Below are 22,442 nucleotides of genomic sequence, written 5' to 3' on the forward strand. Positions count from 1 at the left end.
GCCGGCGCGTTCAGCGCCCGGGGATTCGCAGCGGGCGGCGCACGGTCGTCGACCGGGTCTGCGCGCCGCGAATCGTTGAGCCGGCAACGCGGCGACGCTGCGCCGGGAATGGCGCGGCGGCGCGGGGCGCGGCCGGACGGCCGGGCGTCGGGAGGGGCGCTGCCGCGGTCATGAGCTCGCGGATCGTGTCGTCGAGTGAGGTTCGCATCGTCGTGTATCGGGCCATATCGGCTGCTCCTTCGTCGGTGGTGTGGCTGCGTCGGGTCTGGGCGGCGATATCGGGTCCGTGCGGCATGCGCTGTCTCCTTCGATCGGTGTCGCGCTCGGCGACGAACACAAACTTAGAACGGACCTAAAAATATGTCAAGAACAATTTTGGGACGGCTTCAGTTATGCTGCGGTCATGACCACACAGCAGGGGCTCCGGGCGAGGAAGAAGCAGCAGACCAGGGAGCAGATCTCACATCGGGCGACCGAGCTGTTCCTCGAACGCGGCTTCGACAAGGTGACGATCGCCGATGTCGCCGCGGCCGCCGATGTCGCCAAGATGACGGTCACCAACTACTTCCCGCGCAAGGAGGACCTCGCGCTCGACCTCGGCGAGGTGTTCGTCGAGCAGTTGGCCGCCGTCGTCCGCGCGCGTGAGCCGGGGCAGTCGGCGCTGGCCGCGTTGCGCGCTGCCTACCTCGCCGCGGTGGCCGCGCAGGATCCGGTGATCGGGTTCAGCGGAGAACCGTTCGCCCGGATGATCACCGACAGTCCGGCGCTGGTGGCGCGCCTGCGCGAGTTCCACGACGAGCGGGAGAACGCGCTGGCGGGCGTCCTGCGCGAGACCACCGGCGCCGCGTCCGACGACATCACCCCGCGGATCGCCGCGGCCCAGCTCGCCGGCGTCCAACGGGTGCTGTTCGAGGAGATCCTGCGCCGCATGCTCGACGGCGAGTCCGGTGACGAGATCGCCACCGCCATGGCCGAATACGCGCGGATCGCGTTCGACGCGCTCGAACCGGGCCTGGGCGAATACGCCGTCCGCTGACGTCTCGGTCTGATTGCTGCCGTGTCACTGAAGTACCGCGCACCGTCGGAAAGCCCATACTGAGGCCATGTCCGATGGTGTTGCTGTAGACGAGCCTGTCGAGCCGATGAGCAAGACCAAGATCAACCTCATCTTCGCGACGGTGGTGCTCGGCATGCTCATGGCCGCGCTCGACCAGACCATCGTCTCGGCGGCGCTGCCCTCGATCGTGGCCGACCTCGGCAGCGCGGGGCACATGGCCTGGGTGGTCACGGCGTATCTGCTCGCCGAGGCCGTCGCGACCGTGCTCGCGGGCAAACTCGGCGACCTGTTCGGCCGCAAACTGCTGTTTCAGATCAGCGGCGTCATCTTCATCGCGGGCTCCGCGCTGGCGGGCATGGCGCCCGGCATGGGCGTGCTGATCCTGGCCCGCGGTATCCAGGGCATCGGCGCGGGCGGCCTGATGGTGACCTCGATGGCGCTGATCGCCGACACCATCCCGCTGCGGGAACGCGGCAAGTATCAGGGTGCGCTGGGCGCGGTGTTCGGCATCACCACGGTCGTGGGCCCCACGCTGGGCGGGCTGTTCACCGATCATGCGAGCTGGCGCTGGTGCTTCTACGTCAATGTGCCGCTGGCGATCATCATGGTGGTGATGGCGGCGCGCACGCTGCCGCGTCTGCGGGCGGTCGCGCGGCCGGTGATCGACTACCTCGGGATCGGGCTGGTCGCCCTCGGCGTCTCGGCGCTGATCCTCGGACTGGAGTTCGGCGGCAACGAATATCCGTGGGGCTCGTGGCAGATCATCGGGTTGTTCGTGCTCGCGGCGATCCTGCTGACCGCGTTCGTCCTGGTGGAGCGGCGGGCACAGGCGCCGATGCTGCCGATGCGGCTGTTCGGCAGCCGGGTCTTCACGGTGTCGTCGGTGCTCAGCTTCATCGTCGGCTTCGCGATGCTCGGCTCGATGACCTATCTGCCCGCCTACCTGCAATACGTCGACGGCGCGACGGCGACGGTGTCGGGCGTGCGGACGTTGCCGCTGGTCGTCGGCCTGTTCATCACCTCGGTCTTCTCCGGTCAGGTGGTCGGGCGCACCGGGCAGTACCGGTACTTCCCGATCGTCGGCATGGCGGTGATGGCGGTCGGCCTGTGGTTGATGTCGACGATGGGCCGCCAGACCAGTGTCTGGCTGGAATCGCTGTACATGCTGATCCTCGGTGCCGGGCTGGGGTTGTCCATGCAGGTGCTCACCATCGTCGTGCAGAACACCGTCCCCTACGCCGATCTCGGCACCGCCACCTCGGGCGTGACCTTCTTCCGCACTCTCGGCAGCGCGTTCGGCACCGCGGTCTTCGGCACGCTCTACAACAACCACAGCAAGACCGCCCTGGCCGAGGCGATCCAGCAGACCCCGGGCATCGGCCCGGAGGTGGTCGCGAATCCGAAGCTCTTGCGGGGGTTGCCGGTCGAGCAGACCGCGCCGATCATCGACGCCTACGCCAACTCGATCGATTACGTGTTCCGCTGGGTGGTTCCGGTCGCGCTGCTCGGGTTCGTCGTCGCCTGGTTCCTGCCGCAGGTCCGCTTGCGCGACAGTGCCAGGCACGGCGCGGGCGATATCGGCGAGGGTTTCTCGATGCCCGACTCCGACGACCGGGTGGTGCAGCTGGAACGCGCGGTCGCGGCCACCGTGCGCAAGGCCAGGGCGCACAAGCCGATCATTCCGGAGCTCATCGCGGCGGCGGGCAGCTCACTGGAGCCGGATGCCGCCTGGGCGCTGGGGCAGGTGTATCTGCACGACAAGCAGGGTCTGCCCGCCAAGGTCTACGGCATCGCGTTCCGGCACCGGCTGCCGGTGGAGGTGCTGTCGCCGGTGTTCCGGCAGGCCGTCGACGACGGCCTGCTGCTCGACGACGGCGGCACGCTGACCCTGACCGACCAGGGCATCCGGGAGGTCGATCTGCTGCGGTCCGGGTGGCGGCGCTGGCTCGGCGACCGCCTCGACGACTGGAACTACCACGACCCCGCCGATCGCGCGCTGCTCGACGAGGCGCTGTCGAATATCGCGGGCAAGCTGCTCGATCAGGGCGCCGACAGCGTCGAGGTCGCCAAGGTCTGACCCGGTTCGTCCAGCCGGGTGGATCGCGCTTGCCGCCTAATACTCGTAGACGTATATTCGTAGACGAGTAAGGAGGTGCGTATGGCCACGAAGCGCAAGGTGAACAATCTGCTGGCGCTCGCCGTGCTGTCGGTGATCGTGCAACGGCCGATGCACCGCTACGAGATCGCCGCCACCCTGCGCGCCCATGGCAAAGACAAGGACATGGACATCAAGTGGGGTTCGCTCTACACGGTGGTCCAGAACATGGCCAAGGCCGGTTTCCTCGAAGTCGTCGGCAGTGAGCGCGACGGCGCCAGGCCCGAGCGCGTGATCTACCGGATCACCGACGCCGGCCGCGCCGAGATGGCCGACTGGACCAGGGAACTGCTCGCCTCGCCCGAGCCCGAACACCACCGGTTCACCGCGGGCCTGTCGATCCTGGCCGTGCTCCCGCCCGACGAGGTGATCGAGCTGCTCGGCCTCCGGATCGACGCGCTCGATGCCGCCGTCGACCGTGCGAAGACCGAGCTCGCCGGGCTGGCGGGCAGCCTGCCCCGGCTGTTCCTCGTCGAGACCGAATTCGGCGTGGCGATGCTGGAAGCCGAGGCGCGCTGGGCGCGCTCGCTGCGTGACGAACTCCGCGCCGGCACCTTCGAAGGCCTGCGGATGTGGCGGCAGTGGCATGCCGACGGCATGCCCGCCGACCGGATTCCCGACTTCGGCGAAGGGGGGACCGGCTAGCTCTCGCCCCGAAAAAGACCCCGGACCCGGTGGTGTGCGGCAACACCCCACCGAGTCCGAGAAACCGTCCCGACACCGTGCTCACACGCATGCGCACCCGGCTACGAGGCTGGCAACCACAGGATAGCCCGGGTGACGCAGACACAGATCTGGAGATCACTCATGTCCCACACCCGTTCCGCCGTGGTCATCGGCGGTGGCATCGCCGGCCCCGTGGCCGCGACCGCCCTGCTCCGGGCAGGCATCGACGCCCACGTCTACGAGGCCTATTCCGGGCCGTCCGAAGGGATCGGCTCCGGGCTCGCGCTCGCCCCCAACGGGGTCGCGGCCCTCGACATCCTCGGCGCCGGCGACGCCGTGCGCGCGATCGCGCTGCCCGTGCGCGGCATGCGGCTGGCCGTCGGCGGCCGCGAACACGTCCTGCCGGTGCTGCCCGATCAGCCGCCGCTGCAGGTCGTCGACCGCGGCGAGCTGCACCGCGCGTTGCACGATCACGCGGTCGCGGCCGGTGTGCCGTTCAGCTACGACAAGCGGCTGGTGCGCGTCGACGAGCACGCCGACGGCGTGACCGCGCACTTCACCGACGGCTCCACCGCGTCGGCCGACATCCTGGTCGGCGCGGACGGCATCCGGTCCACCGTCCGGACCCTGATCGACCCGGCCGCGCCCGGACCCGACTACACCGGCATGCTCGGCTTCGGCGCGCTGGTCGACTGCGACCAGGATCTGCCCGCCGACACCATGGTGTTCGCCTTCGGCGCCAAGGCCTATTACCTGTACTGGCAGCACGCCGACGGCCGCGTCGCCTGGGGCGCGAATCTGCCCAGCAAGCAGTACTACTCGCTGACCGAGGCGCGCGCGATCCCGGCCGAGCACTGGCTGCGCGTGCTGCGCGAGACCTACGCGCCCGATACCCCGGGCGGCGAGTTCGCCCGCCGCACCACCGCCGAAAACCTGGAGATCACCGGGGCGCTGCACATCATGCCGCCGGTGCCGCACTGGTATCGCGACCGGATGGTGCTGGTCGGCGACTCGGTGCACGCGCCGTCCAACAGCTCGGGGCAGGGTGCGTCGCTGGCCATCGAGAGTGCCGTGCAGCTGGCCCGCTGCCTGCGCGACATCGACGCGCCCGCCGAGGCCTTCGCGGCCTACGAGCGGCTGCGCCGGTCCAGGGTGGAGGGCGTGGCGGCGCGCGCGGCGAAGGTCAACCACAGCAAGACGCCGGGCCCGGTCGCCCGCAAGATCATGAACGCGATGATGCCGCTGATGGTCAAGACGGTGATGAACCCGGAGAAGACGATGGGCGCCGAACGCCGCTACCGCATCGACTGGGACGCGCCGGTCCAGCGCGAGCTCGCCACACTCACGTCCTGATCCGTGCTCGCCCCCGGCCGGGATGCGCCGACCGGGGGCGAGTACCCGCGCATACTGGGACGACAGACTCAGGCTGCCAGGAGACGCTCGTGTCGACGATCAACGGACTGCCCGCCCATGTCCTGATGGTGCACCTGCTCGTGGTGCTCGTCCCGCTGACGGCGGCACTGCTCGTCCTGGCGGCGGTCTGGCCCATGGCTCGGCGCGTGCTGGTCTGGCCGGCCGTGGCACTGGCGGTGCTCACCGTGGCCCTCACCCCGGTGACGGTGAGCGCGGGGCGCTGGCTCGCGCAACGGGTCGGCAGCACGCCCGCCATCCGCGCCCACATCGATCGCGGCGACACCCTGCTGCCGTTCGTGATCGCGTTGCTGGTGGTCGCGGCGCTGGTCGCCGGGGTGCATCTGGCCGAGCGCGCGGGCAGGCGGCCGACGCGCGCGGTGGTCGCGGTCGTGGCCGTGCTCGCGGTGGCGGTGGGTGTCGCCGCGACGGTGCAGGTCGTGCGGATCGGGGACTCGGGAGCCCGGGCGACGTGGGGACCGCTGGTGTCCGCGGTGGCGGGCTGAGCCGTCCTCGGGAATAGCGGATTGCTATCGACTTGTCGGTGTCAGCGCCGTGCGGCGCGCAGGTGCAGGATCCGGGCGGACTTCGCGTCGGCGGGCAGGAAGGCCTCGAGATGGAGTTCGGCGAGGGTGACGTCGGTCGCGGTGGCGAACGAGGTGAGGGTGGTGATCAGGCGCAGATCGCCGTCGTCGGTGCGCAGGTGCAGGGGGACGGCGAAGCCGACGTGATCGGGACCGGGGGTGACGGCGGGCAGATAGCCCGACAGTTCCGTGATCAGCGCGTCGACGCCGGGATCGGGGGTGTGGGCGGCCCGGCTGCGCAGTGCGTCGATGATGTGCCTGCCCCATTCGGGCAGATTGCGCACGCGCGGCGCGACGCCCGCCGGGTGCAGGGCCAGCCGCAGCACGTTCATCGGCGCGCGCAGCAGATGGTCGGCGACGCCGTCGGTGAACAGGTCGAACGCGGCGTTGGCGGTGACCAGTTCGCCGCGCGGACGGGCGACCAGCGCCGGATACGGCAGGTGCCCGTCGAGAACGGCGGTGAGCGCTTCGCGCACGGGCGCCAATTCCGGTGCGGCCAGATCGCTTTCGGGGAACACCGGCGCGAAGCCCGCCGCCAGCAGCAGATTGTTGCGATCGCGCAGGCCCAGTTCGAGCGATTCGGCCAGCCGCACCACCATCGTGCGTCCCGGCTGTGACCGGCCCTGCTCGAGGAAGCTCAGATAGCGCTGACTCGTCTCGGCGCGAATCGCCAGGTCGAGCTGGCTGACCCGGCGCAGGGTGCGCCAGTGCCGCAGCTGCGGGCCGAAGGCGGTGGTGGTCTGCGCGATCGTCATGGGGCGAGTCAACCGCGGGCGGCCACCTCGCGCCATTCCCGCCGGGGAATGACAGGCGGAGCGCGACGACGCACGGCGTTCATTCCCCGCGGGGAATCGCGCGGCGTCACCGCCCTCGACAGAGTTGTGGCCATGAGCAACAACGACATCGCCACCCGCTACGTGGCCCTCTGGAACGAAGCCGACCCCACCGTCCGCCGCACCCTGATCGAGGACCTCTTCGCCGTCGACGGCGCGCAGTACCTGGTCGACCCGCCCGCCGCGGCCCGCGCGGCGGCGGCCGACCTCGCGATCGCGGCGCCGCCGCTCGCCGTGCACGGCTACGACGCGCTCGACCGCCGCGTCACCCGCGCCTACGAGATGTTCCTGGCCGACGGCGAGTTCGTCTTCGTCACGGCGGGCCCGGCCGTGGCACTGCCCGCGGGCACCGTCGGTGTCGCGTGGACCATGCACCGNCGGCTACGACGCGCTCGACCGCCGCGTCACCCGCGCCTACGAGATGTTCCTGGCCGACGGCGAGTTCGTCTTCGTCACGGCGGGCCCGGCCGTGGCACTGCCCGCGGGCACCGTCGGTGTCGCGTGGACCATGCACCGCCGCGACGACGACACTCCCCAGGGCGGCGGCTTCGACCTGCTCGCGCTCGATGCCGACGGCCGCGTCGTCACCGACCACCAGTTCATCGAGGGGTCGCGATGAATGCCCTTGCCTACCAGGCAGTTCCCGGTCAGGGACTCACGGTCGCCGCGCAGCGGCGACCCGAACCGGGGCCGCACCAGGTCCTGATCCGGGTCGGCGCGGCCTCGGTGAACCGGCGCGATCTGATGCTGCTCGACGGCACCTACCCCCTGCCGCTCACGTCGGGCATCGTGCCGCTGTCCGACGGCGTCGGCGAGGTGATCGCACTGGGCGAGGATGTCACCCGCGCCGCCCTCGGCGACCGGATCACCGCGAGCTACTTCGTGCACTGGGTCGACGGTCCGCAGAGCCTGGCGCTGGCCGCAGAACAGTACGGCGCCAACTATCCCGGGTTCCTCGCCACGTACGCCCTGGTCGAAGAGGACTCCATCGTGCACGTGCCCGCGCAGCTCACCGACGCCGAGGCGGCCACGCTGCCCTGCGCGGGCCTGGTGGCCTGGTCGGCACTCACCACGGGGACGCCGGTCGCGCCGGGTGACCGCGTGCTGACGGTCGGCAGTGGCGCGGTCGCGCTGTTCGCCGTCCAGTTCGCGACGCTGCTGGGCGCGGAGGTCCTCTCGATCACGTCCGGCCCGGCGAAGGCCGAGCGGTTGCGGGCGCTCGGCGCGGAGACGGTGATCGACCGGACCGAGACGCCCGACTGGGGTGCGGTGGTGTCGGGGCTGACCGGTGGCGTCGAGCACGTGGTCGATGCCGTCGGCCTGCCCACGCTGCCCCAGTCGGTGGCCGCGGGCGCCTACAACGCGACGGTGACGATGATCGGCGCGATGGCCCCGGCGCCCGGAACGGCACCGCCGGTCAACCCGTTCGGCTCGTCCTATCTCGCGATCCGCCGGATCGCCGTCGGCAGCCGCGTCGGCTTCGAGGCGATGAACCGGGCGATCACCGAGCATCGCCTGCGCCCGGTGATCGACCGCGAATTCGGGTTCGACGAGGCCGCCGCAGCCTACGACTACCTGCGCTCGGGCGCGGCGTTCGGCAAGGTGGTCGTCTCCGTCGGCTGATCGTCGGTGGGGGAGCCGTGCAGCAGACAGAACACGGTCACGCACACGACCAGCCAGGACAGGCCGAACAGCCAGCCGGCGAGCACATCGGTGGCCCAGTGCACGCCCAGATAGATCCGCGACAGCCCGACCGCGATCGGGAACAGCACCGCGAACACCGTCGCCACCCGCCGGACCCAACGCCTGCGCAGCCCGGGGATCACGGTGATCGCCACGATGCCGACCACGACCGTCGTGCCCAGGGTGTGCCCCGACGGATACGACAGGCTCGGTTCGGCGACGAGGCGGGCGACCTCCGGCGGCCGGTGCCTGCCCACGAGATGTTTGACCACCACGACCAGCACCCCCGCGCCCGCCGAGGTGACGGCGACCAGCGCGGCGGTCGCCCAGTCGCGCCGCCAGGCGAACCACGCGACCGTGATCGCCGCGAGGATGGTCATCGACTTGGTATCGCCCAGATCGGTGATCACCCGGGCGATCGAGGTGAGCGGTTCGCCGCGGTGCGCGATCATCCAGTCCAGCACCCGTGGGTCGAACCGGATGATGCCCGCGTCGTTGTTCACCTGCCAGGTGAGCGCGATGAGCGAGACGGCGGCGGTCGCGAGCAGGGCGGCGGCCAGCGGGGGCCGTCGGCCCAGGACCGACCACGCGAGGTCGTCGGGCGGGGGTCGGCGCGAGGCGATCGGCATAGCTACCAGATTGCCAGCTCCGGCCTCATGCTTCGAAGACGACCGCGTTTCCGGCGACGTCGCGGGTGCCCGCGACCTTCTTGATCGCCTTCACCAGGTCGGCGACGGTGTCCCAGACGCGCGGGGGCTCGCCCTCGATGTTGCCGATGGTGTACCAGGTATCGGTACCGCGGTAGCGGACGAGGCCCTTGCCCGCGTCGTCGAGCATGACGTCGAGCTCGCCGGACACCGTCCCTTCCTCTTCGGTCATGACGGCGCTGTCGGCGGTGATCTCGATCGTCTCGCTTATTTGAACTCTCCTCGGCGGAGGCAGTCGTCGACTGCGGTGCGCAACGCGGTGTGCTCGGCGGTATCAACGGTCAGGGCGTACTTTATCTTGACCTTGACGTAATGCTCGACATAGGCGCACCGGAAGTTGCCCGGCGGCAAGTAGTTCGCGGGGTCCTGGTCACCCTTGGAGCGGTTGGCCGAAGGATCGGCGGCGACCAGGTTCATCGAGTCGTTGGCGATGCGGCGGCGGGTGTCCTCGTCGCGGTCGGCGGCGCCGGAGCGCCACGCCTCGGCCAGGGCCACGATGTGTTCGGCGTCGACCTTGGCCGGGTCGGTGATGAACTTGTACGGCCCGAGCTGGCCGGTCTTCTTGTCCACGAAGCCGTAGCGGTCCTGCCAGCCGGCGCCCGCGGGGATCTTCAGCTCGCAGGTCTTCGGGTCGAGGGTGACCTTGCCGGTCGCGTCGCGCAGCATCATCACGTCACGGCTGGTGCACTTGGGGTACTGGGCCAGCTCGCCGCCGAAGCCGTGTTCGGGCTTGTTGGTGTCCCAGTGCGGGAACTTCTCCCTGGTGTAGCCCGTCATCGGGCCTTCCTTGGCGACAACGAGTTTGCCGAGCAGATCGCCGATCTCCTTGCCCGACACCGTCGCCGCGCTCGCCGGACCCGGCCCCGGCGCGGTGGGGCTCACCTTGTCCAGCATCGAGTTGGCGATGGTCAGCACGACGCCGATCACCACCGCCGCGGCGAGGGCGAGCAGGGCCCGGCCCAGAGGAGAGCCGCTGATCGATGACCACTTCATGCCCGTATCACCCACATGCCTTCGTCGAAAATGAACCGGCACAACCTAACGGCCGCACCGGGTGTCGTATCTGATTGTCGTCTATGACGTTCGGCACACGGCATCGCAAAGGAATTGCGGCTCAATAGCGTTCGCCTATCGAGGGTGGTGACCTGCGGCGGAGCGCGGTAAACCCGGAGTGACACACGTCACTATGAATCCCTGTCGGCGGCGGCCGGTTCCGCGCGTCCAACCGGGGGAAGGATCATTCAGCGAAAGGAACCGGCCATGCCGACCGTCGACGTCATCGACTCGTTCATCTCCTACAGCGACGCGGGTGCCGACACCCGACCCGTCGTCTTCCTGCACGGCAACCCCACCAGTTCCTACCTGTGGCGCGACGTGCTGCCGGTGGTGCGCGAGCACGCTCGCTGCCTGGCCCCCGACCTGATCGGGATGGGTGCCTCGGGCAAACCCGAGATCGCCTACCGCCTCGACGATCACGCCCGCTACCTCGACGCCTGGTTCGACGCGCTCGAGCTGACCGATCCGATCCTGGTCGGTCACGACTGGGGCGGCACTTTGGCCATGGATTTCGCCGCCAGGCACCCCGGCCGGGTCGCCGGGATCGCGGTGATCGAGACGTTCCTGCGCCCGCTGCGCTGGTCGGAGCTGCCCGCGCGCTCGGCCGAGATGTTCCGGCTGTTCCGTTCGCCCGCGGGCGAACAGGCGGTGCTCGCCGAGAACAAGTTCATCGAGTACAACCTGCCGACGCTGGTCCCCGCGCTCACCGAGGCCGATCTCGACGCCTACCGCGCCCCGTATCCCACCCCGGCCTCGCGCGCGCCGATGCTGGCCTGGGCCAGGGAGTTCCCGCTCGACGGCGAGCCCGCCGACGTCGTGGCCAGGGTGAACGCCTACGGCGAATGGATGGCGGCGAGCGCGGGGGTGCCCAAGCTGCTGATGACGGTGGAGCCCGCCGTCGGGCTGGGCAGCGCCGAGGTGATCGCCTGGGCGGCGGCCACCTTCGCCGACCTGGAGGTGGAGTCGGTGGGCCGGGGCTCGCACCACGCGCCGGAGGATCAGCCGGTGGCGATCGCGAAATCCGTGGCGGGCTGGCTGGACCGGCACGGGCTGTTGGCGTGACGGGCGACAATATCGACATGGAGACCGACGAGGCCGCGCTGGTCGCTCGCGCCGTGGCGGGCGACCGGGCAGCGTTGAGCGAGGTGATCGCGCAGCTGCAGGATCCCCTGTACCGCTTGGCCCTGCGGATGACCGGCCGCCCGGCCGACGCCGAGGACGCGGTGCAGGAGATCCTGATCCGGGTGGTCACCCGGTTGTCCACCTGGCGCGGCGAGGCCGCGCTGCGGACCTGGGCGTACCGGGTCGGGGCGAACTATCTGATCTCGCAGCACCGGCGGTCGGCGCCCGAGCGCGAACAGCTCGGCCTCGACGAGTTCGGCGCGAACCTGCTCGACGGGCTGGCCACCGAGGACTACCGCGGTCCCGAAGCCACTCTGCTCGCCGAGGAGGTCCGTCTCAGCTGCACCCAGGCGGTATTGCAATGCCTGAGCCGGGACGAGCGGATCGCCTTCGTCCTCGGTGACGTGTTCGGGCTGTCGGTGGCCGAGGCGGCCTGGGTGCTCGACATCAGCCCGGCCGCGTACCAGAAGCGCTGGGAGCGGGCCAAACAGCGACTCGGCGCGTTCCTGCGCTCGTCGTGCGGGCTGGCGAATCCGGCGGCGCCGTGCCGGTGCGCGCGCCGGGTCACCCGCGCGAGTGAACTCGGGCGGATCGATCCGGCGCGCCCCGTCTACACGAAACACGCTGTGCGCCACGGTGGTCGCACGGTGGCCGAAGCGGCGGCGCAGCTCAGCGACCTGCGGGACGTGGCGGCGGTGCTGACGGCGCATCCGGATTACGCGGCGCCGCAGGAGAAGATCGCGGCGATCGCCGGGCTGCTCGGCTCGGGCCGGTTCCCGCTGCTCGACTGAGGTCAGTCGGGCAGCGTCCCGGTCTCCGGCGGAATCCCGGTGTCCAGGAAGCGGATCAGGCGGGCGATGCGGGCGGCGTGGTCGACACAGCGCTGGAACTGGCTGCCCAGCAGGGCCAGATCGATCGCCGTGCCGGTGCCGACGCCGACCTCGGCCGTGGTCAGCACGGCGCGCAGCTGCGCGCAGCGCGTTTCCATGGTGGCGGCCGTGGTGCCGTCGTCCTCGGTGAAACGGCCGGTCGCGACCGAAGCGCTCACCCGCGCAACATATTCCGCGGCCAGCAAGCCCATCGCCACCAATTCGGCGATGACCGGCTCCGGCGCGACGGCCCGCGGATGCGCCCGGTACACGTACTGACCGGCGGTCTCGGTGCGCCTGCCGATCCGCGAGAGCTCCCCGGCGATCTGGATCGCGGTCACCACGTGGCGTAGGTCGCGGGCGACCGGCGCCTGGAGCGCGAGCAGGGCCATGGTGCGACTTTCGCAGGCGGCGAACATCTGCTGGAGTTGCTCGTCGAGCGCGAAGACCTCGTAGGTGGCGGTCAGGTCGGCGCCGGCGAGCGCCTCGGTGACCCGCTCGGTCGCGTCATGGGCCAAGCGCGACATCAGGGTGAGATCGTTGGACAGAGCAACGAGCTCGAGGGTGAACTGGGTCCGCACGGGCTGAATTGTTCCCCATCGAGGCGCTCCCCGGGAATCCATCGGCGGATCTTTCGCGGCCGGGTATCCCGGTCCACTCGCGCGCGGCTGGAACGATGGAGGCCATGATTGCCGCGTTGACGACCAGATGGACCCTCTTAGTCCCGATACTCGCCGCGCTCGTACTCGCCGTCACCTGGGGGCGCGACGTGCCGGGACTCGTGGTGGCGCTCGTCAGCGCCGCGCTGGTCGGCGCGGTACTGGCCGCGGTCCATCACGCGGAGGTGGTCGCCCATCGGGTCGGCGAACCGTTCGGCTCGCTCGTGCTGGCCGTGGCCGTCACCGTGATCGAGGTGGCGCTGATCGTGACGATGATGATCTCCGGTGGCGACAAGGCGGCCTCGCTGGCCCGCGATACCGTCTTCGCCGCGGTGATGATCACCTGTAACGGCATCTTCGGCCTGGTCCTGCTCGTCGGCGCGCTGCGCAGGCGGGTCGCGGTGTTCAATCCCGAGGGCACCGGCGCCGCGCTGGCCACCGTCGCGACGCTGGCGACGCTGAGTCTGGTGCTGCCGACCTTCACCACGAGTAAGCCGGGACCGGAGTTCTCGCCCGCGCAGCTGGCCTTCGCCGCGGTCGCCTCGCTGGCGCTGTATCTGCTGTTCGTGATGGTCCAGACGGTGCGTCACCCCGACGATTTCCTTCCGGTGGAGGACGGCGGCGCGGTCGACGACAGCGCCGCCGACGACCACTCGCCGTCCAACCGGGCGGCGCTGACCAGCCTGGGCCTGCTGGTGCTCGCGCTGGTCTGTGTGGTGGGGCTGGCCAAGGTGGTCTCGCCCGCGCTCGAGGCGGGCGTGGCCTCGGCCGGGCTGCCACAGTCGGCGGTCGGCGTGGTGATCGCGATGCTGGTGCTGCTGCCGGAGACGCTGGCCGCGGTGAATTCCGCGCGCCGCAACCAGGTGCAGATCGGCCTGAATCTCGCGCTGGGCTCGGCCATGGCCAGCATCGGTCTCACCATTCCGGTGATCGCGCTGGCGACGATCTGGTTGAGCGGCCCGCTGGTGCTCGGCCTGGGCGCCACCCAGATGGTCCTGCTCGCGCTGACCGTCGTGGTGAGCACGCTGACCATCGTTCCCGGCCGCGCGACCCTGCTGCACAGTGGCGTTCACCTGGCGTTGTTCGCCGCTTTTGTGTTCCTGGCCGCAAGTCCGTAGCTGAAGTGTTGCGGATCACACGAGGCGACGATCTGTCATTGAAACCGCGAAAAAGCGACGAGGGTCACCACCCCGAAATTTTGTTGTGACGCAGAGTACCGGCTAGCTTGCTGGAGTTGGCACCGACGCCGAAGCCAGAGAGTGCGGTATGAAAATCACCATGCTCCGCGCTTCGCGAGCGGGCCGGGGGCATCGCTGATGTCCACCGATCTGCATTCCGCGAAGCCGGATTCCGCTACCCAGATCGTCCGCAAGAACTTCACCGACACGGTCGTGTCGTCGTTGCGGACCTTCGGGCGCGCGGTCGACCTCGCGCAGGAGTCGGTCACCGGCACCGTCGCCGATGTCGCCCGCGGGCATTTCCAGTGGCGCGAGACCCTCGTCCAGGCCTGGCGGCTGATCACGGTCACCGCGATTCCCGCGATCCTGATGGCGATCCCGTTCGGCGTGATCGTCTCGATCCAGGTCGGCAACCTGATCCACAGCCTCGGCGCCGACTCCATGCTCGGCGCGACCGGCGGTCTGGGCGTCATCAAGCAGGGCGCGCCCATCGCCACCGGCTTCCTGCTCGGCGGCGCGGGCGCGGCCGCGATCGCCGCCGACCTCGGCGCGCGCACCATCCGCGAGGAGATCGACGCGCTCAACACCATGGGTATCAGCCCGGTGCACCGGCTCGTCATCCCGCGCATGATGGCCATGCTGATCGTCGCGCCGATGCTCAATGTGCTGATCATCTTCGTCGGCGTGCTCGCCGGGTACGCGGTCGCCGTCGGCGGCCAGGGCGTGACCCCGGGCAGCTACTGGTCGACCTTCGGCTCCTTCGCCACCGCCGGTGACGTGTGGGTCTCGCTGCTCAAGGCGCTGATCTTCGGCTTCCTGGTCGTCGTCATCTCCTGCCAGCGCGGGCTCGAGGCCAAGGGCGGGCCGCGCGGTGTCGCCGACGCGGTGAACGCGGCGGTGGTGCTCTCGGTGGTCTCGATCGCGATCGTGAACCTGCTGGCCACCCAGATCAGCGCCATGTTCCTGCCGACGAAGTTGGCATGATGGCTGCCTCCTCCTATCTCCCCACCTCGCTGCACTGGCTGCGCGGGCCGGCCCGGCTCGGCAAGCGCATCGGCTCGGCCGGTGAATCGCTGGGCTTCGTGGCCGTGTTCGTCTGGCAGGTGCTGTCCTCGGTGCCGCTGACGCTGCGCCGCTACCGCGACGAGACGCTGCGCGCGGTCACCGACATGACCTGGGGTCGCGGGTCGATCATCGTCGGCGGCGGCACCGTCCCGATGATGATCGTGCTCGGCCTGGTGATGGGCGCCTCGGTCGGCGTCGAATCCTTCGCCTCCCTCGACATGCTCGGCATGGGCCCGGTGACCGGCGTCATCTCGGCCTACGCCACCACCCGTGAGCTGGCCCCGATCGCCGCGGCCATCGGCTTCGCCGCGCAGGCGGGCTGCCGGATCACCGCCGAGATCGGCTCGATGCGCATCTCCGAGGAGATCGACGCCATCGAAGCGCTGGGCCTGCGTTCGGTCCCGTTCGTAGTGACCACTCGCGTCATCGCGGGCGCGATCGCCATCGTGCCGACCTTCCTGATCGCGCTGATCCTGTCCTACGGCGCCTGCCGCGGGCTGCTCACGATGGTCTACGGGCAGTCGGCCGGCGTCTACGACCACTACTTCTTCCAGTTCATCTCCGGGTTCGACATGATCGCCGCCGTCATCAAGGTCGCCGTGTTCGGCACGGTGGTGATCCTGGTGCACAGCTACTTCGGGTTCTTCGCCACCGGCGGCCCCGAGGGCGTCGGCATCGCCTCCGGTCGCGCGGTGCGCGCCAGCTCGGTGGCCATCGTCGCCATCGACATGGTGCTGTCGATCATCCTGTGGGGCTTCAACTCGGCGATCAGTTTTACGGGGTGAGCTAGTGCCTAACTACGGAATGCCCGGCGTCGCCGCCGATCGGCGCACCTCGCGGCTGACCGGCGCGATCATCCTCGGCATCATCGCCGCGGTCGTGCTGGCCACGGTCGCCTACCGCAATCTGACGACCGAGGAGGGCCTGCGGATCGCGCTGCACACCGAACACCTCGGTGACGGCATCAGCGTGGGCAGCCAGGTCCGCATCGACGGCGTCACCGTCGGCGAGGTCGCCGAGGTCGCCCCCGGCGAGCGCGGCACCCAGCGGATCTCGCTGCTGCTCGACGCCGACCGGCTGCACGGCATCGACGACAGCCTCGCCGTCGACTACGCCCCGACCAACCTGTTCGGCATCGCCGAAATCGAGCTGCGCCGCGGCACCGGCGGCGCCCCGCTGCGCGCGGGCGCGGTGCTCGACCTGACCGGCGCCAACTCCGGCCGCGTCTACGACGCCACCATGAGCGCCATCCTGCGCAGCCTGTCCCAGGTCGGCATGACGGTGACCAGCCCGCAGATGGCGACGGTCATCTCCCAGCTGGCCGCCGACTTCAAGGCCTTCACCCCGCTGGTCCAGGCGCTGATCACGATGGCGAAGACCATCGCCGACAACCAGGACGTGGCGCCCTCGGAGCTGTTCGGCAAGCTCGGTCCCGCCTTCGACGGCGGCGGTCAGTTCGCCGGCGCCACCATGCAGGTGATCGACACCCTCAGTGACATCAAGGTGACCCAGGTCGACAAGGACCGCTACGACATCGGCGTCGGCGTGATCGGCGGCAGCATCCTGCCCGCCCTGACCACCACGCTGACCACCGCGGGCGGCCACTTCGCCGAGACCACCGACATGCTCGCGCCGATGCTGTTCGCGCTGGCCCAGATGTCGCCGAACCCGCGGCAGACCGGCGCCGACCTGCAGGCCCTGCTGACCAACCTGCGCGGTGCCATGCCCGACGGCCCGGACGGCCCGGTGCTCAACCTCGACGTCGAGCTCAGCGGGGTGCCCGCGATCGCGGTACCGCTGTTCGGAAAGGCCGGTGCGCGATGAAGATTCGTGGCGTCGCACTGCGACTCGGCGTGTTCTCGCTGGTCATGCTGGCCGTGCTCGGGCTCGTCTTCACCCTGATCAAGCGCCCGGTCTCCGGAGACACCGAGGCACACGACGCGCTGTTCACCGACGCCAACGGCCTCAAGGTCGGCAACGACGTGCGGATGTTCGGCGTGCAGGTCGGCAAGATCGAGAAGATCAGCCTCGAGGGTGACAAGGCCAAGGTCCACCTGACCGTCAAGACCGACACCCCGATCTACGACAACAGCAAGCTGGCCATCCGGTACCAGAACCTGACCGGCCAGCGTTACATCGACCTGCAGCAGGCCCCGAACCCGGGCACCCGGATCGCGGCCGACGCCCGGATCGGCGCGAACATGACTGTCCCGTCGTTCGACGTGACCAGCCTGTTCAGCGGCCTGAAGCCGGTGCTGGCGACGCTGTCGCCGGAGGCGATCAACCAGTTCACCGCGAGCATGCTCGCCGTCATCGAGGGCGACGGCAGCGGCCTCGGTCCCGCGCTGACCGCGATCGACCAGCTCGCGAGCTACGCCGAGGACCGTCAGCAGGTCATCGACACCCTGATCCGCAACCTGTCGACGCTGGGCGATCGGCACGGCGGCCGCGTCGGCTACCTGCTGCCGCTGCTGGCCCGGCTCACCGACATCTTCGAGGCGATGCAGCGCAATATCGGCGGCGTCGCGCAGTTCGCGATGACCGCGCCGTCGGTGCTGGCGCCGGTCGACCGGCTGCTGGCCTCGCTCGGCCTGGTCGAGGGCGGCAGCGCCGAGGTCGACGCGATGATCCGCGGTCTGTTCCCCGACCCGCAGGAGGCGGTCGCGGTCTTCGGGCGGCTGCCCGGGCTGCTGGCCACGGTCGACGCGTCGCTCTCGCGCGACTTCGCCGACTTCACGCCGCACTGCAGCAACGGCGCCGCCCAGGTGCCCGCGCCGCTGCAGGTGCTGATCGCCGGACAGAAGGTGACGGTATGCAACGCCTGAGAGTCTTCTCCGGAGATCGCCCGATCCTGGACGAGGCGGGCAAGCGCGCCCGCGAACTGCGGATGGGGATCATCGGCCTGAGCCTGGTGGTGCTGTTCATCGTCGGCGCCGCGGTGATCTACGTGGTGCCGCTGGGCAAACACACCTACACCGCCGAACTCAGCGAGGCGCAGTCGGTGCGCGAGGGCGACGACGTGCGCCTGGCCGGCATCTCGGTCGGCAGCGTCGTCTCGCTCGAGCTGAAGCCGGACAAGGTGCTGATGGAGTTCACCGTCGACTCCGACGTCTTCGTCGGCGACCAGACCTCCCTCGACGTGCGCATGCTGACCGTCGTCGGCGGTCATTACGTCGCGCTCTACCCGGCCGGTTCCCGCCCGCTGGGCGACGCGCCGATCCCCGCCGACCGAATCCGCTTGCCGTACAGCCTGATCGAGACCTTCCAGGACGCCACCACGCCGCTGGCCGCCGTCGACGGCGACACCGTGCGCAAGAACCTGGCCGCCGCGAATACCGCGATCGCGGCCTCCCCGGAGGCGCTGCGCTCCACCCTCGACACCGTCGGCAAGTACGTCGACATGCTCGACCGGCAGCGCTCACAGGTGTCGAAGTCGATCGCGATCCTCGACGAGTACATCTCCATGTACGACGGCGCCAAGTCCGACCTGGGCCGGCTGATGGACAACGTGAACATGCTCGAGGACGTGCTGCTGAGCAAGAAAGCCGAACTGGCCGAGGCGGTCCGGCTGCTGGTCTCGGTGGTGAACCGGCTCGCCGGGCTCGCCCCCAGCTGGGATGCCACGCTGAGGCCGCAGGCCCAGGCGCTGGCCGACGCGCTGCCGCGCCTGCGGCAACTCGAAGGCGGGTTCGAGCCGGTCCTGGGCACCGTGCACGACCTGCAGACCAAGTTGTCGCAGCTGGTCACCCCGGACGCGGGCGTCGTGGTCGACCAGTCCGGCGCGCGCGTCTGCGTGCCGCTGCCGGGGAAGGCGTGCTGATGCTGAAACGACTGCTCGGATCCCAGGCGTTCATGTCGATCGCCGGGGTCGGCGTGCTGGCGGTACTGGTGATCGCCGGCTACTTCGTCACCTTCGATCCGCTGAAGAAGACCGAATCCTATTGCGCGCTCATGCCCGACGCGATCGGGCTCTACCCGGGCAACCACGTCACGATGCGCGGCATCGACGTCGGCGAGGTGACCGCGGTGCGCAACGAGGGCGCCAAGGTGCGCGTCGAATTCGAGGTCGACGCCGACTATCCGGTCTACGCCGACGCGTCCGCGACCACGGTCGCGTATTCCGTTGCCGCCGACCGCAATCTGGCCGTGCTGACCAGCGGCAAGGACACCAGGCAGTTCACCGGCGGCTGCATCACCAAGACGCTGACGCCCAAGTCCATCACCGAGACGCTGACCGCGCTGGCCAGCCTGTCCGAGGAACTCTCCGGCGTCGAGGCCGGACAGCCCAGCGCGCTCGCGGACGGGCTGTCCTCGCTGGATCGCGCGACCGAGGGCGTCGGCCCGACGGTCAACGAGCTGGTGCACAAGCTCGGTTCGGCGATGAACAAGCCCGACGCCGACATCGGCCATCTGGCCGGGCTGTTCGACGCGTTCGCCTCGGTGTCGAACCGGGTCGCCGCCAACTGGGGCGACCTGCAGTCGATGCTGGTCCGGCTGGCGCCGCTGCTCAACCAGGCCTCCGACGACCTGCTCGGCCCGGCCACCTCGCTGTTCGACGGCTTGCGCGAGGTGCTGCCGATGCTCAACGACCTCACCACCATTCTCGGCGACCCGCTGATCGGCGCGCTCGACGGCGCGGTCCCGCTGGTGAAGTTGTTGCGCGCCAACGTCGGATCGCTGCGCGAGGTGGTGTTGAAGATGCCCGCGCTGACCTCGGCCTTCCAGAGCGCCGCGAGCGGCACCGCGATCACCTACGCCGCGCCGAAGGTGGCGCTGCCCGGCGGCGAGGCCGACCAGGTGTGCGCCGCGGTGAACGCGCTGCTCCCCGGGCAGTGCGCCGATCCGGCGCAGGGCCTGACCGATGTGAACCTCGTGCAGGTCGTGCTGGGAATGGCAGGTGCCCGATGAACCCGCGAAAGACACTGCGGCGCGGCATGATCGCGCTGGTCGTCGCGGCCGGTCTCGCGGTCGGCGGCTGTGGCTTCGATCCCGCCGAGGTGCCGGTGCCCGGCTCCGCCGTCTCGGGCCCGACCTACCGGGTGCAGATCGAGTTCAGCAGCGCGCTGAACCTGCCCGCGAAGTCGAAGGTGATCGCCAACGGTGCCGAGATCGGCACCGTCGACACCGTGCGGGTGATCCAGCCCGCCGACGCGCCCGCCGGTCGCGGCGGTTACGTCGTCGTCGAGGCCGACATCCAGGACTCCGTGCAGCTGCCGACGACCACCATCGCCGAACTGCGCCAGGACACCATCCTCGGCGACATCCACGTCGCGCTGACCACCCCGAAGGACGGCTTCGGCGCGCTGCTGCGCGACGGCGGCACCATCCCGATCGAACGCACGAAACCGCCGGTGCAGCTGGAAGACACGATGGCCACCATGGCGCTGTTCGTGCAGGGCGGGGCCATCGGTCAGCTGCAGGAGATGATCGGCCGGGTGAACTCGGTGATGCCGGCCGATCCCAAGGAGACCGCGCGCATCTCGGCGGTCATGGGCGCCGACGCCGCCGACCTGGCCGCGCACCTGGACCAGGTCGACCTGCTGGTCAACGGCCTGGCCGCCAATGCCGAGATCATGGTCGGCATCGAGGCCGAGCTCACCCACATCCTCACTCCCGAAGCCGTGCGGGCCCTCTCGGGCACCCAGGATTCGATCGCCAAGACCATGGCCGTCTTCCTGGCGCTGGGCCCGGTCGGCTCCTCGCTGACCTGGCTGGCCCCGATCGCGAACGCGGGCGACGCGGCGGCGACCGCGTTCCTGCCGCTGGCCACCGGCGGCTCGGCCGATCTGCGCTCGTCGACGAACATGGCGCTGCTGACCGCGCTGTTGCGCGACAAGGTGATCCCCTTCGCCGAGCGCGGCCCGAAGGTGAACGTCACCGGCGTGCGGGTCTCCGAGCAGGAGCAGGTGGACCAGATCGTGACCGCGCTGCGGATGATCGGAATGGTGCGATGAAGATCGGTGCACTGGCCTCACTGGGCGGCATCGCCGCCATCACCGTGCTCGGCGCGAGCTACCTGACCTTCGGGGTGGTGCGGGTCGACCCGTTCGCCGACTACACCGAGGCCTCGATCGAGCTGGCGAACTCCGGCGGTCTCAGCGTCGGCTCGCCGATCCTGCTGACCGGCATCGAGATCGGCAAGGTCACCGCGGTGGACACCTCCGCCACCGGCGGCGTGCGGGTCGGCTTCGAATTCGGCGCCGCGAACAAGGTGCCGATGAGCAGCATCGTCACCATCGAGCACCTGTCCTCGCTGGGCGAGCCGTACGTGCAGTTCGTGCCGCGCAGCGCCGACGGGCCGTACCTGACCGACGGCCAGCGGCTGTCGGGGGAGAACGTGCGCACGCCGATGTCGATCCCCGAGGTCGCACGGCTGGTCACCAAGACCGTCGAGCAACTCGACCCGGCGGTCGTCGGATCGCTCGTCGACACCCTCGGCCAGGCGATGACCGGCACCGAGAACGTCATCCCGGAGCTGGCCAGGGCGGGCGACCTGCTCGCCGCGGCCATCATGAGCAGGGCGCCCGCGATCGCCGAGCTGCAGAACAACTTCGAGTTCGTCTCCGGCGACATCGGCTGGGCCGGACCGGCCACCTCGGCCGCCGCGCCGGCCTTCGTGCGGCTGAGCCAGGTCATCGACGAGTTCGTCGAGTCGGTCGGCCGGGTCAGCGCGGCGGGCGGTGACCCGGAGATGTATCTGCGCGACGGCGGCCTGGTGCCGTTCCTCCAGCAGCTCACCGCGAAACTGAACGAGCTCGGTCCCGAACTCTCGGCTCTGCTGCCCGGTCTGCGCCCGCTCACCGAATCGCTCACCGCGGCGGGCCCGCAGATCGACCTCAGCACGCTCATCGCCCAGGCGTTGCACAACACCGACGCCGACGCGGTGAAGGTGCGGGTCGCGATCAGGTAAACATCCGGCAACCACTGAATATAGGAATACGCCCTGGACAGTGGTTGTCCGCTCGAGCCGGGCCGCGTTCGAGCAACCGTGCGGTAGCCTGCTGGACGAGGCAGTCCGAGTCCAGTGGGCGAAGGCGGTGCGATCCATGGCAGAGAGCAGCGAGGATCCCGACCAGGGGACCGGAAGCAGTACTCGGGTGATCGCGATCGCGGCGGTGCTGGCCGCCTTGCTGGCGCTGGTCGTCGCCCTCGGGTTGGTACTGCGCGCGAATCAGGGTGACGAGAACGATCCGTCCACGGTCGATCCGATGGGGACGGACTCCCACGGTCTGCCGGTCGGCGACGAGGTGCCGGGCCAGGAAGCCGCGTTCGCGCCGCCGTGGCCCGCCCGGCGGGTCGGCGGGAACTGCTCGGCGGGCGGCATCGTCGCCCACTGGCGGGTCGAGACCGACGGCCAGTGGCAGTGCACGGTGACCACCCCCGACGCCGCGGTGCCCG

24 protein-coding genes are annotated in these 22,442 nt (G+C 69.9%); 18 read left to right on the top strand and 6 right to left on the bottom strand.

The genetic code is table 11. From position 1 onward, the window contains the following. Positions 1–10 precede the first annotated feature (10 nt). Positions 11–295, bottom strand: a complete 285-nt coding sequence (locus V8688_RS12600) for a hypothetical protein (RefSeq protein ID WP_218716257.1) — start codon at positions 293–295, stop codon at positions 11–13. Between the two features lie 108 nt (positions 296–403). Here V8688_RS12600 and V8688_RS12605 point away from each other — a divergent pair, with 108 nt between their 5' ends. From V8688_RS12605 to V8688_RS12625, 5 genes are all read left to right on the top strand, one after another. After that, positions 404–1,036: a TetR/AcrR family transcriptional regulator gene (locus V8688_RS12605; RefSeq protein ID WP_218716258.1), complete on the top strand. Its 633-nt coding sequence runs from the start codon at positions 404–406 to the stop codon at positions 1,034–1,036. A gap of 67 nt (positions 1,037–1,103) precedes the next feature. Then, positions 1,104–3,134, top strand: coding sequence for an MDR family MFS transporter (locus V8688_RS12610; RefSeq protein WP_255586756.1), 2,031 nt, complete (start codon positions 1,104–1,106; stop codon positions 3,132–3,134). An 81-nt stretch (positions 3,135–3,215) separates the two neighbouring features. After that, complete coding sequence (locus tag V8688_RS12615) at positions 3,216–3,857, top strand: PadR family transcriptional regulator (RefSeq protein ID WP_342800847.1); 642 nt, start codon at positions 3,216–3,218, stop codon at positions 3,855–3,857. 162 nt (positions 3,858–4,019) lie between these two features. Then, positions 4,020–5,231: an NAD(P)/FAD-dependent oxidoreductase gene (locus V8688_RS12620; RefSeq protein WP_342800848.1), complete on the top strand. Its 1,212-nt coding sequence runs from the start codon at positions 4,020–4,022 to the stop codon at positions 5,229–5,231. 89 nt (positions 5,232–5,320) lie between these two features. Continuing rightward, complete coding sequence (locus tag V8688_RS12625; RefSeq protein ID WP_342800849.1) at positions 5,321–5,794, top strand: hypothetical protein; 474 nt, start codon at positions 5,321–5,323, stop codon at positions 5,792–5,794. Positions 5,795–5,835: 41 nt separating this feature from the next. Here V8688_RS12625 and V8688_RS12630 read toward each other — a convergent pair whose 3' ends face one another. Beyond that, positions 5,836–6,627, bottom strand: a complete 792-nt coding sequence (locus tag V8688_RS12630; RefSeq protein WP_342800850.1) for a helix-turn-helix transcriptional regulator — start codon at positions 6,625–6,627, stop codon at positions 5,836–5,838. A 693-nt stretch (positions 6,628–7,320) separates the two neighbouring features. Between V8688_RS12630 and V8688_RS12635 the strand changes: the two genes are divergently transcribed. Then, complete coding sequence (locus tag V8688_RS12635) at positions 7,321–8,328, top strand: NAD(P)-dependent alcohol dehydrogenase (RefSeq protein WP_342800851.1); 1,008 nt, start codon at positions 7,321–7,323, stop codon at positions 8,326–8,328. Here V8688_RS12635 and V8688_RS12640 read toward each other — a convergent pair. From V8688_RS12640 to V8688_RS12650, 3 genes are read right to left on the bottom strand one after another with little or no spacing between them, the layout of a single operon-like run. Then, positions 8,277–9,017 carry a phosphatase PAP2 family protein gene (locus tag V8688_RS12640; protein WP_342800852.1) on the bottom strand — a complete coding sequence of 247 codons (741 nt, stop codon included), beginning with the start codon at positions 9,015–9,017 and terminating at the stop codon, positions 8,277–8,279. The two genes, V8688_RS12635 and V8688_RS12640, sit on opposite strands and share 52 nt — an antisense overlap. A 25-nt stretch (positions 9,018–9,042) precedes the next feature. Then, positions 9,043–9,267 carry a hypothetical protein gene (locus V8688_RS12645; RefSeq protein WP_218716266.1) on the bottom strand — a complete coding sequence of 75 codons (225 nt, stop codon included), beginning with the start codon at positions 9,265–9,267 and terminating at the stop codon, positions 9,043–9,045. Between the two features lie 35 nt (positions 9,268–9,302). Continuing rightward, positions 9,303–10,088, bottom strand: a complete 786-nt coding sequence (locus V8688_RS12650) for an HNH endonuclease family protein (RefSeq protein WP_218716267.1) — start codon at positions 10,086–10,088, stop codon at positions 9,303–9,305. Positions 10,089–10,334: 246 nt separating this feature from the next. Between V8688_RS12650 and V8688_RS12655 the strand changes: the two genes are divergently transcribed. Further along, positions 10,335–11,213: a haloalkane dehalogenase gene (locus V8688_RS12655; RefSeq protein WP_316573751.1), complete on the top strand. Its 879-nt coding sequence runs from the start codon at positions 10,335–10,337 to the stop codon at positions 11,211–11,213. 17 nt (positions 11,214–11,230) lie between these two features. Further along, positions 11,231–12,064 carry an RNA polymerase sigma factor gene (locus V8688_RS12660; protein WP_218716269.1) on the top strand — a complete coding sequence of 278 codons (834 nt, stop codon included), beginning with the start codon at positions 11,231–11,233 and terminating at the stop codon, positions 12,062–12,064. 2 nt (positions 12,065–12,066) lie between these two features. Here the strand turns inward: V8688_RS12660 and V8688_RS12665 are convergent, their stop codons facing one another. After that, positions 12,067–12,723, bottom strand: coding sequence for a PhoU domain-containing protein (locus V8688_RS12665; RefSeq protein ID WP_218716270.1), 657 nt, complete (start codon positions 12,721–12,723; stop codon positions 12,067–12,069). A 104-nt stretch (positions 12,724–12,827) separates the two neighbouring features. On the opposite strand from V8688_RS12665, the gene V8688_RS12670 reads away from it, so the two are divergent. The 10 genes from V8688_RS12670 to V8688_RS12715 form a co-directional block, all read left to right on the top strand. Then, the gene (locus V8688_RS12670; protein WP_218716271.1) at positions 12,828–13,919 is read left to right on the top strand and encodes an ionic transporter y4hA; all 1,092 of its coding nucleotides are present in this window, start codon (positions 12,828–12,830) and stop codon (positions 13,917–13,919) included. A gap of 198 nt (positions 13,920–14,117) precedes the next feature. Next, entirely contained in the window at positions 14,118–14,963 is an 846-nt protein-coding gene (locus V8688_RS12675; RefSeq protein WP_189034738.1) for an ABC transporter permease, read from the top strand. Continuing rightward, positions 14,963–15,829, top strand: a complete 867-nt coding sequence (locus tag V8688_RS12680) for an ABC transporter permease (protein WP_218716272.1) — start codon at positions 14,963–14,965, stop codon at positions 15,827–15,829. Before V8688_RS12675 ends, V8688_RS12680 begins: the two co-directional genes overlap by 1 nt. Positions 15,830–15,833: 4 nt before the next feature. Then, positions 15,834–16,868 (top strand): MlaD family protein, encoded by a 1,035-nt coding sequence (locus tag V8688_RS12685; protein WP_308248345.1) that lies wholly within the window; start codon positions 15,834–15,836, stop codon positions 16,866–16,868. Next, positions 16,865–17,869 carry an MlaD family protein gene (locus V8688_RS12690; RefSeq protein WP_316573742.1) on the top strand — a complete coding sequence of 335 codons (1,005 nt, stop codon included), beginning with the start codon at positions 16,865–16,867 and terminating at the stop codon, positions 17,867–17,869. Before V8688_RS12685 ends, V8688_RS12690 begins: the two co-directional genes overlap by 4 nt. Continuing rightward, complete coding sequence (locus V8688_RS12695) at positions 17,857–18,864, top strand: MlaD family protein (RefSeq protein WP_342800853.1); 1,008 nt, start codon at positions 17,857–17,859, stop codon at positions 18,862–18,864. Before V8688_RS12690 ends, V8688_RS12695 begins: the two co-directional genes overlap by 13 nt. Next, a complete protein-coding gene (locus V8688_RS12700) occupies positions 18,864–19,952 on the top strand; it encodes an MlaD family protein (protein ID WP_316573743.1) in 1,089 nt (362 codons plus the stop codon). The genes V8688_RS12695 and V8688_RS12700 overlap by 1 nt, the downstream gene beginning before the upstream one ends. Continuing rightward, positions 19,949–20,998, top strand: a complete 1,050-nt coding sequence (locus tag V8688_RS12705) for an MlaD family protein (protein WP_218716276.1) — start codon at positions 19,949–19,951, stop codon at positions 20,996–20,998. Before V8688_RS12700 ends, V8688_RS12705 begins: the two co-directional genes overlap by 4 nt. Further along, complete coding sequence (locus V8688_RS12710; protein ID WP_342800854.1) at positions 20,995–21,954, top strand: MlaD family protein; 960 nt, start codon at positions 20,995–20,997, stop codon at positions 21,952–21,954. Before V8688_RS12705 ends, V8688_RS12710 begins: the two co-directional genes overlap by 4 nt. Positions 21,955–22,090: 136 nt before the next feature. Next, positions 22,091–22,442 (top strand): hypothetical protein (locus tag V8688_RS12715; RefSeq protein WP_342800855.1); only part of this gene is annotated, 352 nt, incomplete at its 3' end.

This window comes from Nocardia sp. No.11 (genome assembly GCF_038752175.1).
In the GTDB taxonomy this organism is placed as follows: Bacteria; Actinomycetota; Actinomycetes; order Mycobacteriales; family Mycobacteriaceae; genus Nocardia; species Nocardia canadensis.

Bases quoted from the DNA above. Each gene is read 5' to 3' on its own strand.
- V8688_RS12675 (WP_189034738.1), top strand. From the start codon at position 14,118: ATGTCCACCGATCTGCATTCCGCGAAGCCGGATTCCGCTACCCAGATC.
- V8688_RS12640 (WP_342800852.1), bottom strand. From the start codon at position 9,017: ATGCCGATCGCCTCGCGCCGACCCCCGCCCGACGACCTCGCGTGGTCG.
- V8688_RS12700 (WP_316573743.1), top strand. From the start codon at position 18,864: ATGCTGAAACGACTGCTCGGATCCCAGGCGTTCATGTCGATCGCCGGG.
- V8688_RS12645 (WP_218716266.1), bottom strand. From the start codon at position 9,267: ATGACCGAAGAGGAAGGGACGGTGTCCGGCGAGCTCGACGTCATGCTC.
- V8688_RS12635 (WP_342800851.1), top strand. From the start codon at position 7,321: ATGAATGCCCTTGCCTACCAGGCAGTTCCCGGTCAGGGACTCACGGTC.
- V8688_RS12680 (WP_218716272.1), top strand. From the start codon at position 14,963: ATGGCTGCCTCCTCCTATCTCCCCACCTCGCTGCACTGGCTGCGCGGG.
- V8688_RS12650 (WP_218716267.1), bottom strand. From the start codon at position 10,088: ATGAAGTGGTCATCGATCAGCGGCTCTCCTCTGGGCCGGGCCCTGCTC.
- V8688_RS12615 (WP_342800847.1), top strand. From the start codon at position 3,216: ATGGCCACGAAGCGCAAGGTGAACAATCTGCTGGCGCTCGCCGTGCTG.
- V8688_RS12620 (WP_342800848.1), top strand. From the start codon at position 4,020: ATGTCCCACACCCGTTCCGCCGTGGTCATCGGCGGTGGCATCGCCGGC.
- V8688_RS12670 (WP_218716271.1), top strand. From the start codon at position 12,828: ATGATTGCCGCGTTGACGACCAGATGGACCCTCTTAGTCCCGATACTC.
- V8688_RS12705 (WP_218716276.1), top strand. From the start codon at position 19,949: ATGAACCCGCGAAAGACACTGCGGCGCGGCATGATCGCGCTGGTCGTC.
- V8688_RS12605 (WP_218716258.1), top strand. From the start codon at position 404: ATGACCACACAGCAGGGGCTCCGGGCGAGGAAGAAGCAGCAGACCAGG.
- V8688_RS12600 (WP_218716257.1), bottom strand. From the start codon at position 295: ATGCCGCACGGACCCGATATCGCCGCCCAGACCCGACGCAGCCACACC.
- V8688_RS12610 (WP_255586756.1), top strand. From the start codon at position 1,104: ATGTCCGATGGTGTTGCTGTAGACGAGCCTGTCGAGCCGATGAGCAAG.
- V8688_RS12695 (WP_342800853.1), top strand. From the start codon at position 17,857: ATGCAACGCCTGAGAGTCTTCTCCGGAGATCGCCCGATCCTGGACGAG.
- V8688_RS12660 (WP_218716269.1), top strand. From the start codon at position 11,231: ATGGAGACCGACGAGGCCGCGCTGGTCGCTCGCGCCGTGGCGGGCGAC.
- V8688_RS12710 (WP_342800854.1), top strand. From the start codon at position 20,995: ATGAAGATCGGTGCACTGGCCTCACTGGGCGGCATCGCCGCCATCACC.
- V8688_RS12690 (WP_316573742.1), top strand. From the start codon at position 16,865: ATGAAGATTCGTGGCGTCGCACTGCGACTCGGCGTGTTCTCGCTGGTC.
- V8688_RS12630 (WP_342800850.1), bottom strand. From the start codon at position 6,627: ATGACGATCGCGCAGACCACCACCGCCTTCGGCCCGCAGCTGCGGCAC.